Below are 11,331 nucleotides of genomic sequence, written 5' to 3' on the forward strand. Positions count from 1 at the left end.
GCCCTCACCCGCCCTCGCGCACCCTCCCGCACAGGAAGTCGGCCCGTCCGACTTCCTGTGCCCGCCGGGAACCACGCGGCTGGAGCAGAGCTCGCCGCCCACCCCACCGCGGTCCACGCCCACGCCGGCCCACACCCGTAGGCCCACGCCCGGCGACCGCGGCCGGACGGCCCGTCCGAGCAGCACGGGAGCCCCGGACGCCCCGAACGCCCCAGGAGTCACGTGCGCACACCGGCGCGCAGGAAGTCGGCCCGTCCGACGTCCTACGCACGGGCGCGGCTGGGTCAGACGGTCAGGGACCCGAGCAGGAGGGCCCTGGGGTAGCCGAGGGCGGCGGCGGGGAGCACGGCGGGAGCTCCCGCGTGGAGGACGGTGAGGGTGCCCGCGCCCTGACGGGTCGGGTCGGCGACGCGGCGCAGGGCCTGGGCGGCGACGGGCTCGGCCGAGCCGTGCAGGGTGAGCCCCGGAGCGGCCGTCGGGGCGACGGCGTCCCGGATCCGGTCGGCGACCAGCTCGTAGTGGGTGCAGCCGAGGACGACCGCGGCCGTGCCGGCGGGGGTGCGCTCGGCCGCGGCGGCGATCGCGGAGGTGGTCGCCGCGTCGTCACCGTGCTCGATCGCGTCGGCCAGGCCCGGGCAGGCGACCTCGGTGACGGCCGCCGCCCCGGCGAAGTCGCGGATCAGGTTCCGCTGGTAGGCACTGCCGGTGGTGGCGGGGGTCGCCCAGATGGCGACCGGGCCGCCGAGGGCGGCGGCCGGCTTGATCGCCGGGACGGTACCGACGACCGGGAGGCCGGGTTCGAGTTCGGCGCGGAGCGCGGCGAGCGCGTGGACCGAGGCGGTGTTGCAGGCGACGACCAGCACGTCCGGCCGGTGCGCCGCGGCCGCCCGCGCGCAGCCGAGGGCGAGCGCGGTCACCTCCTCGGGCGTACGCGGGCCCCAGGGCATCGAGGCGGGGTCGGAGGAGAGCACCAGGTCGGCGTCCGGACGCAGCGTCCGTAGCGCGGCGGCGGCGGCCAGCAGGCCGATTCCCGAGTCCATCAGTGCGATCTTCACGGGTCAAGACTTTAGTCGATGCCCCCCGCCGGGCCCCTGGTGCGGCAGACTGCGCGGGTGACCGTCCTGCTGTGGATCGCTGCGCTCTCCCTGCTGGTCTGGCTCTGGCTGGCGGGCTGCCACGGGTTCTTCTGGCGTACCGACGTGCGGCTTCCGCCGCGCCGTCCGCCCGCGCGCTGGCCGCAGGTCGCGGTGGTGGTGCCGGCCCGGGACGAGGCCGAGGTGCTGCCGGTGAGCCTGCCGAGCCTGCTGGCGCAGAAGTATCCGGGGCGGGCCCGGGTGATCCTGGTGGACGACCACAGCACGGACGGCACCGGCCGGCTCGCGGCCGGGCTGGCCGCGCCGGAGGGGCTGGAGCTGACGGTGACCACGCCTCCCCCGCTGCCGCCGGGGTGGACGGGCAAACTGTGGGCGCTGCGGCACGGCGTCGACCTGGCCGGGCCGGACGCCGAGTACCTGCTGCTGACCGACGCGGACATCGCGCACGGCCCGGAGTCGCTGGCCGAGCTCGTGGCCGCCGCCGAGAGCAACCGGCTGGACCTCGTCTCGCAGATGGCCCGGTTGCGGGTGGAGACGGGGTGGGAGCGGCTGATCGTGCCGGCGTTCGTGTACTTCTTCGCCCAGCTCTACCCGTTCCGGTGGAGCAACCGGCCCGGCTCCCGGACGGCCGCGGCTGCGGGCGGCTGCTCGCTGGTGCGGCGGGAGGCGCTGGAGCGGGCGGGCGGGGTGGCGGCGATCCGGGGAGCGGTGATCGACGACGTGTCGCTGGCGCGGGCGGTGAAGGCGTCCGGCGGACGGACCTGGCTGGGCCTGGCCGAGCAGGTGGACAGCGTGCGGCCCTACCCGCGGCTGGCGCAGCTGTGGCGGATGGTGTCGCGCAGCGCGTACGCCCAGCTGCGGCACTCGCCGCTGCTGCTGCTCGGCACGGTGCTCGGTCTGGCGCTGGTGTACCTGGTGCCGCCCCTCGCCTGCGTGGCCGGTCTCGCGACCGGCGCGTGGCCGGTGGCGGCGGTCGGCGGGGCCGCGTGGGCGCTGATGACGGGGACCTTCCTGCCGATGCTCCGGTACTACCGGCAGCCGGCGCCGGCTGCCCTGCTGCTGCCGTTCACGGCGGCGCTCTACCTGCTGATGACGGTGGACTCGGCGGTGCAGCACTGGCGGGGCAGGGGGGCCGCCTGGAAAGGCCGGACGTACTGAGCCCGGCTGCGGCAGACTGGCCGGATGGACCGTCGGACGATCTCCCGCCTCGCGCATGCCCACCACCCGATCGCCGCACCGGTCGCCGACGAGTCGGTGGCCCAGCTGCTGGCGCGGGCGACGGCGCGCACCGAGCACGGCCGGGCCCTCGACCTGGGGTGCGGCGAGGGCGGCTGGCTGATCCGTACGCTGACCGCGCGGACCGGCTGGGAGGCGGTCGGGGTGGATCTGGACGCGGCGGCGCTGACCCGCGCCCGGCAGACGGCGGAGGCGCTCGGCGTGCAGCGGCGGCTCGGCCTGCACCACCTGGACGCCCGGGAGTTCACCGATCCCGCGGGGTTCGACCTGGTGCTGAACGTCGGTGCCACGCATGCGTTCGGCGGGCTGCTGCCGACGCTGGACGCCTCCCGGGAACACCTGGCGCCGGGCGGCCGGGTGCTGGTCGGCGAGGGGTTCTGGGAGCGTGAGCCGGACCGGCCCGCGCTGGACGGGCTGGGTGCGGACCGGGACGACTACGCGGACCTGGGGACCACCGTCGACCGGGTGACGGCGGACGGCTGGACACCGGTGTTCGGGTACGTGAGCAGCCGCCAGGAGTGGGACGACTACGAGTTCTCCTGGACGGGCGCGCTGGCCGAGTGGGCGCTGGACCATGCGGACCATCCGGACGCGGAGGCCGCCCGGGCCGCGGCCGACCTGCACCGCGCCGAGTGGCTGCACGGCTACCGGGGGACGCTCGGCTTCGTGACGCTGCTGCTGCGCCGGGGCTGAGCGGTCCCCGCGGACGCCCGGGCGGGCTGCCACGGGTCCGGGTCCGGGGTGGGCGGCAGGGGTCGTGCGGCGGCAGGGGTCGTGCGGCGGGCGGGGTGGTCCGGCTGGCTCCCGACGCTCCGCTCCCGGGCCGCCCGCCCCCTCCGGCTACTTCTGGGTACGGGCGAGGAAGTCGTCGATCAGCGGGGCGATCTCCGGAAGCTTCTCCTCCAGCGCGAAGTGCCCGGTGTCCAGGACGTGCAGTTCGGCGTCGGGCAGGTCGCGCAGGTAGGCGCGGGCGCCGGGCTCGGTGAAGAACAGGTCGTTGCGGCCCCAGACGATCAGCGTGGGCGGGCGGTGCGTGCGCAGCCACTCCTGCCAGACGGGGTAGAGCGCGACGTTGGAGTGGTAGTCGAGGGCGAGTTCGACCTGGATGTCCTTGCGGCCGGGCAGGTCGAGGGCGTGCTGGTCGAGCGTCCAGCCGTCGGGGGCGACCAGCTCCGGGTCACCGGTGCCGCCCTCGTACTGGGCGCGGGTGATCTCCAGGGTGAGAATGGCGCGGGCGCGTTCGGCGGCCCCTTCGACGCCGGGCCGGTTGGCGATGAACTCCCGCGCCTGGTCGGAGAGTCCCTCTTCGTAGGCGTTGCCGTTCTGGACGACCAGGCCGGTGACCCACTCGGGGTGCCGGGTGGCGAGCCGGAGGCCGACCGGGGCGCCGAAGTCGAAGACGTAGAGCGCGAACCGGTCGAGGCCGAGGGTCCGGCAGAAGCCCTCGACCACGTCGGCCAGGGTGTCGAAGCGGTAGTCGAACGCGCCGGGGGCGGGGCTTTCGCTGTGACCGAAGCCCGGGTAGTCGGGGGCGATCAGCCGGTAGCGGGTGCCGAGCGCGTCGAACAGCCTGCGGAACTGGTGCGAGGCGGACGGGAAGCCGTGCAGCAGCAGGAGGACGGGGGCGTCGGCCGGTCCGGTCTCCCGGTAGAAGACGCGCAGACCGTCGACGTCGACGTGGCGGTGGTGGATGTGCGGGATCGTCAGCTCGCTCATGCTAACCATTAAACACCGCTGAACCAGTTAGGTAAATGCCTGCCCGCACTCCGGACGGCTACCCCCGCCCCACCTCCACCTCCGCTACCGCCCCCGCACGTTCACCGCCGCCCCGGCGCACCGCGCCCCCGTCACCGGCGCAGCAGCCTGAGCCCGGCCGGCTTGGCGAACTCGAACCGGGCCATCTGCTCAAGGTCCTTCAGCCAGCCGACCGCACCGCCCGGACGCGCCAGCACCCGCCCGTAGAGCTCCTCGAAGGCGGTGGTGACGCTCTCCAGCGAGAACCGGCCGACCACCCACTCCCGCCCCCAGTCGCCGAGTTCGGCCCGGCGGACCGGGTCGTCGAGCAGCCCGCGCAGCTGCCCGGCCAGCGCGGCGGGCTCCCGCGAGCCGTCACCGAAGCCGTACATGCAGCGGGAGGCGTGCGGTTCGACCAGCGGCCCCGGCTCGTGCACGGCGGTGTAGCCGGCCGCGCCGTGCACCACCACCGGCTTGCCGAAGGCCAGGCCGCGCAGCGCCGAACCGCCCATCCCGAGGACGACGTCCCCGGCCTGGTAGGCCGGCCGGGGATCGGCCAACTGGCCCGGGACCAGGACGGCTTCACGGCCGAGCGCCTCGTTGGCCTCGGCCGCGCGGGCGCGCAGCCGCTCCAGGCTAGGCCCGGCCCCCACCACGGCCAGCCGGACCCGGGGGTCGTCCAGCAGCCGGACGGCGTCGACGGTGAGTTCGGCGCCGGCGTCCTTCTCCAGCGCGGGCACCAGGCGGGTGACGACGACCAGCAGCAACTCGTCCTGCCGGATGCCGTGTTCACGCCGGAAGGCGGCGCCGTCCGCCGCACCGGGCGCATCGGTCACGGTGTCGACCGGCGGCTCGATCAGGCTGACGTCCCGGTGGCCGAAGGCCCGGCCGTCGCCCATCAGCGCGCCCAGGCCGAGCACCAGCGGCTGGTGCCGGGGCAGGCCCCGCAGCATCCGGATGCCGTAGAAGGTGGTGACCACCGGCAGCCGGCCGTAACGGCCGGGCCCGAAGTACGCGTTGCGGGCCGCCCGGACCTCCCAGGCGTGCAGCAGCTGGCTGCCGTGCTCGGCGGCGAGCCGGCCGAGCCGTCGGCGGACCTCGGCGTGCGGGGTGTCGGGCCCGCCGGCGACGACCACGTCCAGGCCGTGCCCGGCGGCGATGTCGACCAGCGGCGCCGGGCCGGCCACTCCCTGGGCGAAGAGCACCGGCTCGTGGCCCCGTTCACGCAGGGTGCGGGCGATGTCGACCGCGTTGAGCTGGGCACCGCCCAAGGCCAGGTTGTTGAGGTGGACGAGCACCCGGACCGGTCGCACGCGTCACTCCTCCCAGCGGTGCGGGACGAACACCGGCGCGGCCAGGACCACGGCGCGCGGGGGCGAGTCCAGCATCGGCCCGAAGACGTCGAACTGGCCGACCGAGTGCCAGCTCATCAGCGTCCCGCCGTCGGTCCTGCCGATGCTGTAGACGCCGGCCCAGAGCGTGTACCGGCCGCGCGGCAGCGGCAACCGGGGTATCACGCAGGAGACCGGGTGGTCGCCGCCGGTGAGCCGGATCTCGTGGCTGATCTGGAAGATCGGGCTGGAGGTGCCCTCGCTGACGCCCAGGTGCAGGGTCGCGTCGCCGCGGTAGTCGCCGCCCAGCGTGAGCTCGACGGTCATCGGCTCGTCGGTGGTGAGGCTCTCGCGGCCCTCGCCGCGCACCCCGTGCTCGAGCAGTCGGAGCGGCTCCCCGGTCCGGCCGCCGGCCTCGGACTGCGCCTCGATCGAGTCGCGGTATCCCGCCATCGCCTCCTTGATCCCGGCGTCCACCCGGATCGAGCCCTGCTCCAGCCAGATGCCTCGCCGGCAGATCGACTCCACCGCCGGCAGGTCGTGCGAGACGAAGACGATGGTGGTGCCCTGCTCGGCGACCTCCCGCATGCGGTCCAGGCAGCGCTGCTGGAACACCGCGTCACCGACCGCCAGCACCTCGTCCACCAGCAGGACATGGGGTTCCAGGTAGGCGGCGACGGCGAAGCCGAGGCGCATCTGCATGCCGGAGGAGTAGAACTTCACCTGCCGGTCGATGGCGCCGCCGAGCCGGGCGAACTCGACGATGTCGTCGAACCGGGTGGCCACCTCCCGCCGCCGCAGGCCGAGCAGCGCGCCGAACAGGTAGATGTTCTCCCGACCCGTCAGGTCGGGGTGGATGCCGGCCCGGATCTCGATCAGGGCGCCGATCCGCCCGCGCACGTCGATCACCCCGCCGTACGGGTACATCACCCGGGTCAGCATCTTGAGCAGGGTGGACTTGCCCGAGCCGTTGGAACCGATCAGCCCGACCGAGTCGCCCGGCTCGATGTGCATCGAGATGTCGCGCAGCGCCCAGCGCCAGTCCTCGCCCTTCTCCCCGCGCAGCCGGCGGGCCATGGAGTCGACCTTGTCCCGCAGCAGCATCCGCTGCTGGTCCGCCTTGAAGCGCTTCCACACCTGGTCGGTGCGGATGGTGCCCGGCGGGAGGTCACGGGCGGCGGCGGTCGGGCTAGGCGACATCGGCGATCCCCGTCTCCAGCTTCTTGAACAGCAGGTAGCCGCCGACCAGGAACACCACCGAGGAGACCGAGGCGATCGAGGTCAGCGTGGCGTCCGGCGCCCGGCCGTACAGCAGGGCGTTGCGGTAGCCCTCGATCACGGCACCGAGCGGGTTGAGGCCGACGTAGATCTCCTGGAGTCGCTCCGGGATCTGCGCCAGCGGGTAGGCGACCGGGGTGGCGAACACTCCCATCTGCGTGATGATCGGCAGCAGGTGCCGGACGTCGCGCAGGTAGACCACGGCCACCGAGAGGACCAGCGCCACGCCGTAGGTGAAGGCGAACTGGACGAGCAGCAGCGGCAGGACCCAGAAGAGGGTGGCCGCGGGCGCGGTCCAGAACACCAGGAAGAGCAGCCCCAGGACGGCGGTGCCGATCAGCATGTCGACGCCGGCCACCAGCATGGTGGCGAGCGGGAAGACCTCGCGCGGGCAGTACACCTTGTTCAGCAGGCTGAGGTTGTTGGCCAGGCTCAGCGCACCCTGGTTCATCGTGTTGCTGAAGAACTGCCAGACGATCAGGCCGACGTAGGCGAACAGCGGGTACGCGGCGCCCTCGGTGTCGACGTCGACGGCCCGGCGGAAGACCAGCGTGAAGATGGCGCAGAGCGCGAGCGGGGTGAGCACCGCCCAGGCGAAGCCGAGCACCGCCTGCTTGTAGCGGGCCCGCAGGTCGCGTTCGGCCAGCGCGCGGACCAGCTCACGGGCCCCCCACAGCTCGCGGGCCACCCGGGCCGGGCGGAGCCGGCGCTTGAAGACCAGTTCGGACGGCGGCCCCTCGGCGGCCTGCGGGTGCGCCTCGGTGTCCGCGGCCCGGCCGGCCGGCCCGTCGACGAGCTGTGTGCGTTGTCCCCCCACGGACATCTGCCCTCTCCGGTACCGGCGGTATCGAGAAGTGGGCTCGTCAGGGCGGTGCTTGACACCGCTCCGGTGCGGCCCGGCCCCCACTGTGGCACAGAGTGTGGTCGACGGGGGTCGGTTCGGTGAACGTGATCGGATCGCGGCCCGGGGGGCGGCCGAAAAGGGCGGGTCGGCCGAAATCGGCCGACCCGCCCGGGGGTTCGGGAGGCAACGCCGGGGTCAGAACCGGATCGTGCGGGGGTGGCGCTGCTGGTCCTGCGCGACGAGGTGGTCGAGGATGCCCGGCATCGCCTCGACGCCGCCGGCGTTGGTCGGGGAGGTCCGGTACTCGCCCTGCACCACGACGGTGGGCAGCTCGTTGATGCCGTACCGGACGAACAGCGCGACGGCCTCGTCCACGGCCCGCTGGACGTCCTCCGAGCGGTACACCTCGCGGAACCGCTGCGCGTCGACGCCCTGGCGCGCGGCCCAGTCGGTGGTGAGGTCCTCGGTGGTGAGGTCCTGCTCGTCGGAGTGGATCGCGCGGAACGCGGAGGACTGCAGCCGCTCGACCAGGCCGAGCCGCTCCAGCGTGTAGTACAGGCGCGCGTGACCGCGCTGCGCACCCTCCTCACGACTGCCCTGCCAGATGGCCGGCACCCGGCGCAGGTCGACGTCGGACCGGTGCTTCTCGACCCAGGCCTGGAGAGGCTGTTCGAGCTGCTGGGAGTGACCGCAGTCGTACCAGAAGAACTCGACCGCCTCGGTGCGGGCGCTCTCGCGCACCGGCTGCGGCTGGTCGAGACGGACGAACTGGGCGCCCTCGCGGGGCGGCTGGTGGGAGACGGCGCCGGCCTGCACGGGGCACGCGGCGATCCCGGTGGCGACGGCGAGCAGCAGAGTGGTTCTCAGGATCGACTTCACACGGGGCAGTGTGACGGTTACGGAACGTCATCGGCCAGTCGCCCCGGTGCGTCGGGCCGGGATTCGCCCGATCGGCGCACCCGGCCCGGCGTACCGGGACGCGTCAGCCGCGTCCTTCGTGTCCGCACACGTCGGTGAAGAGCTCCTGCCAGGCGTCCGCGACCACGTCCAGCTCGCAGTGGGCCAGCGCGTGGACGCGGGCGGCGGCGCCGAGCCCGGCGCGGTCGCCCGCCAGCACCTTGGCCAGCGCCTCGGCCAGGGCGACCGGGTCGCCCGGGGCGACCAGCGAGCCGGTGGCACCGTCCCGGACGACCGAGCGGACCCAGCCGACGTCGGTGGCGACGGCGGGCAGCCCGGCCAGCGCGGCCTCGATCAGCACCCCGGGCACGCCCTCGCTGTCGCTCGACAGCAGGACGGCGTCGGCGGCCCGGTAGAGCGGAGCCGGATCCGGGAGGGTCCCCAGGAAGTGGGCCCGGGCGGCGGCCGGGTGCCGTTCCAGGGCGGCGCGCTGCGGGCCGTCCCCGGCCACGGCGAGGCGGACGTCGGGGAGCCGGTCGAGGGCGTCGAGGGCGACGTCCAGCCGCTTCTCCCGGGAGATCGCGCCGAGCCAGGCGACCAGCAGGCCGTCCGGCGGCAGGCCGAGGGACTGCCGGGCCGCGCGCCGGTCGGCCTCGCCGTCGGCGGGCGGGTAGCGGTCGGCCGCCCGGGCGTTGGGGATGGTGCGCACGCTCGCGGCGGACAGCCCGAACCGTTCCACCAGCACCTCCCGGGCCTCGTCGGCGAGCGCGGTGACGGCCGCGGCCCGGTGCAGCAGGGCGCCGGTGCGCAGCCGGCGCACCGGACCGGCCGTCCAGTGCCGGGGGTCGCCGATGGAGACGTAGACGAAGGGGGTGCGGGTACCGGCCAGGGCGAGGGCGCAGGCGGGGAGGGTGGAGGAGCCGTGTGCGACGACGAGGTCCGCGGTGCGGGCGGCGGCGCGCAGGGCGGTGAGGGTGCGGGGGTGCAGCCGGCCGGGGCCGAGCACGGCGGTGGCCCGCGTGTCGGCGGCGTCGGGGTGGGCGTCGGGGTGCGGGGCGAGGGCGCGCAGCGCGGAGGCCTGGCCACGGCGGCGGAGTTCGCGGTGGAGGTCGCGGGCGAGGTTCTGCGCACCGCGGCGGCGAGGGTCGGTGATGAGGTGCAGGATGCGGGGGCGGGTTCCGGCCGTCCTGACCGGTGTCGCTTCGGGCATGGGAAAGACCTTGGCACAGGGCCCCGCGCGGGACGACCCCTTCGCGCAACCCGGCGGTGGTCCGCGGTTCGGCGCGGATACTCCCGGCGGGCGCCGGTCGGGCGCCGTGGTGCGCCCGGTGGGGGATCCGCGCGCCCCGCCCGGCGCCTTCGGCCGCCCCCTGCCGGTGGCGCCGCCCTCTCCCCCGGGTGGCCGCGGCCGACCGCGGGCGGCCGTCCTGACCGAATCGCTGGCGGGTACCGGTCGCGACCTGCGATGCTGAGCGGCAGTCAGGGCGTCGTCCCGGCACGGGAGACCGGGCGCGCCCAGGAGGGCGGGGGTTGGCCTGTGCATGTGCTCTATGTGATCGACAGCGTGAGCCGGGTCGGTGGGGCCGAGCAGGGCTTGGTGGCAATGGCACCCCAGTTGGTGCGGGCCGGTGTCCGCCTCGACATCGCGTACCTCAAGGACTCGACCGGCGGCTTCCAGCCGGAGCTGACCGCGGCCGGGGCCGACGTCTTCGGGGTCGGGCGGCCCTCCCGGAGCCAGACCGTCGCCGCGCTGCACCGGCTGGTCCGCGAGCGCCGCCCCGATCTGCTGCACACCACCCTGTACGAGTCGGACGTGCTCGGCCGGGCCGCCGCGCTGACCGCCCGCACGCCGGTGGTGACCAGCCTGGTCAACGCGGCGTACGGGCCCGAGCACCGCAACGCGCGCGGGCTGAGCCCGTGGAAGGTGCGGGCCGCCCAGGCGGTGGACGCGGCGACCGCGCAGGGCACCCGGCGGTTCCACGCGCTGACCCGGTACGTGGCCGGGGCGATGGCGCGCCGGCTGCGGGTGCCGTCGCAGCGGATCGACGTGGTGCCGCGCGGGCGCGACCCGGAGCGGCTGGGCATCGTGACGCCGGACCGGCGGGCCGCGGTGCGTTCGTCGCTGGAGCTGCCGCAGGACGTGCCGGTGGTGCTGGCCGCGGCCCGCCAGCAGTACCAGAAGGGTCTGGACGTGCTGCTGGAGGCGTGGCCCGCGGTGCTGCGCTCGGAGCCGGAGGCGGTGCTGCTGCTGGCCGGCAGCGAGGGCGGCGAGACGGACCGGCTGCTGGCACTGGCCGGGGCGACGCGCGGCGTGCGGTTCCTGGGGCCGCGGGACGACGTGTTCGACCTGATGGCGGCGGCCGACGCGTTGGCGGTGCCGTCGCGCTGGGAGGGCCTGGGCAGCGCGGCGATGGAGGCGATGGGTGTCGGGGTGCCGCTGGTCGCCTCCGACGTCCCGGCGCTGCGCGAGACCGTCGGCTCGGAGGACTACGCGCGGTTGGTGGCGCCGGAGCGGCCCGCCGCGCTGGCGGAGGCGCTGATCGACACGCTGGAGGACCGGGCCGCGGCGCGGGTGCGGGCGAAGGCTGCGCGGGCGCGGTTCCTGACCTCGTTCACGCTGCAGCAGGTGTCGGCCCAGATGGTCGGGTTCTACGAGCGCTCGCTGCGGCTGCGCACGGTCTGAAGGCGGTCCGGCCCGGCCCGGGGGCTCGGGACGGGCGGACCGGCCGAGTACGGTCTGTCCGGATCCGGGCGGTCGCGGCCCGTTGTACGAGGTCTCCCGGACCAGTATCGCCAAAGCGGTTGCGCCGCACGTCGCGGCTCGGGAAGCATCGCCGGGGGGACCGGCGGGGGCGGCGGTCAGTGGGTGTCGGTACACCGCCGGGCCGGGCCGCGTCTGCGGGGAGCGCGTCGTCGG

10 protein-coding genes are annotated in these 11,331 nt (G+C 75.0%); 3 read left to right on the forward strand and 7 right to left on the reverse strand.

What is annotated here, in order from left to right; all coding sequences use genetic code 11:
* Window positions 1-284: 284 nt before the first annotated feature.
* Window positions 285-1,055, reverse strand: coding sequence for a glutamate racemase (locus tag PUR56_RS15045; RefSeq protein ID WP_329949281.1), 771 nt, complete (start codon window positions 1,053-1,055; stop codon window positions 285-287).
* A gap of 66 nt (window positions 1,056-1,121) precedes the next feature.
* Between PUR56_RS15045 and PUR56_RS15050 the strand changes: the two genes are divergently transcribed.
* Both PUR56_RS15050 and PUR56_RS15055 read left to right on the forward strand, forming a co-directional pair.
* A complete protein-coding gene (locus tag PUR56_RS15050) occupies window positions 1,122-2,252 on the forward strand; it encodes a glycosyltransferase (protein WP_329949313.1) in 1,131 nt (376 codons plus the stop codon).
* A 24-nt stretch (window positions 2,253-2,276) separates the two neighbouring features.
* A complete protein-coding gene (locus tag PUR56_RS15055; protein ID WP_329949282.1) occupies window positions 2,277-3,023 on the forward strand; it encodes an SAM-dependent methyltransferase in 747 nt (248 codons plus the stop codon).
* Window positions 3,024-3,170: 147 nt separating this feature from the next.
* Here the strand turns inward: PUR56_RS15055 and PUR56_RS15060 are convergent, their stop codons facing one another.
* The 6 genes from PUR56_RS15060 to PUR56_RS15085 all read right to left on the reverse strand — a co-directional run bounded on the left by PUR56_RS15060 (window position 3,171) and on the right by PUR56_RS15085 (window position 9,624).
* Window positions 3,171-4,046: an alpha/beta fold hydrolase gene (locus tag PUR56_RS15060; protein ID WP_329885250.1), complete on the reverse strand. Its 876-nt coding sequence runs from the start codon at window positions 4,044-4,046 to the stop codon at window positions 3,171-3,173.
* Window positions 4,047-4,177: 131 nt separating this feature from the next.
* Window positions 4,178-5,377 carry a glycosyltransferase gene (locus PUR56_RS15065; RefSeq protein WP_329949283.1) on the reverse strand — a complete coding sequence of 400 codons (1,200 nt, stop codon included), beginning with the start codon at window positions 5,375-5,377 and terminating at the stop codon, window positions 4,178-4,180.
* A gap of 3 nt (window positions 5,378-5,380) precedes the next feature.
* Window positions 5,381-6,595 (reverse strand): ABC transporter ATP-binding protein, encoded by a 1,215-nt coding sequence (locus PUR56_RS15070; RefSeq protein ID WP_329949284.1) that lies wholly within the window; start codon window positions 6,593-6,595, stop codon window positions 5,381-5,383.
* Entirely contained in the window at window positions 6,585-7,496 is a 912-nt protein-coding gene (locus tag PUR56_RS15075) for an ABC transporter permease (RefSeq protein ID WP_329885253.1), read from the reverse strand. The genes PUR56_RS15070 and PUR56_RS15075 overlap by 11 nt, the downstream gene beginning before the upstream one ends.
* A 216-nt stretch (window positions 7,497-7,712) precedes the next feature.
* Complete coding sequence (locus PUR56_RS15080; protein WP_329949285.1) at window positions 7,713-8,396, reverse strand: thiol:disulfide interchange protein DsbA/DsbL; 684 nt, start codon at window positions 8,394-8,396, stop codon at window positions 7,713-7,715.
* A 103-nt stretch (window positions 8,397-8,499) separates the two neighbouring features.
* Window positions 8,500-9,624: a glycosyltransferase family 4 protein gene (locus PUR56_RS15085; RefSeq protein ID WP_329949286.1), complete on the reverse strand. Its 1,125-nt coding sequence runs from the start codon at window positions 9,622-9,624 to the stop codon at window positions 8,500-8,502.
* Window positions 9,625-9,978: 354 nt separating this feature from the next.
* Here PUR56_RS15085 and PUR56_RS15090 point away from each other — a divergent pair, with 354 nt between their 5' ends.
* Window positions 9,979-11,097, forward strand: a complete 1,119-nt coding sequence (locus PUR56_RS15090) for a glycosyltransferase family 4 protein (protein ID WP_329949287.1) — start codon at window positions 9,979-9,981, stop codon at window positions 11,095-11,097.
* The last annotated feature ends 234 nt before the right edge of the window (window positions 11,098-11,331 follow it).

The sequence above is a fragment of the Streptomyces sp. BE303 genome, assembly GCF_036290945.1.
Taxonomy (GTDB): Bacteria; Actinomycetota; Actinomycetes; order Streptomycetales; family Streptomycetaceae; genus Kitasatospora.

What these genes read in the sequence shown, in the direction of transcription:
- PUR56_RS15055 (WP_329949282.1), top strand. Translation starts at nt 2,277, where the DNA reads ATGGACCGTCGGACGATCTCCCGCCTCGCGCATGCCCACCACCCGATC.
- PUR56_RS15060 (WP_329885250.1), bottom strand. Translation starts at nt 4,046, where the DNA reads ATGAGCGAGCTGACGATCCCGCACATCCACCACCGCCACGTCGACGTC.
- PUR56_RS15070 (WP_329949284.1), bottom strand. Translation starts at nt 6,595, where the DNA reads ATGTCGCCTAGCCCGACCGCCGCCGCCCGTGACCTCCCGCCGGGCACC.
- PUR56_RS15075 (WP_329885253.1), bottom strand. Translation starts at nt 7,496, where the DNA reads ATGTCCGTGGGGGGACAACGCACACAGCTCGTCGACGGGCCGGCCGGC.
- PUR56_RS15085 (WP_329949286.1), bottom strand. Translation starts at nt 9,624, where the DNA reads ATGCCCGAAGCGACACCGGTCAGGACGGCCGGAACCCGCCCCCGCATC.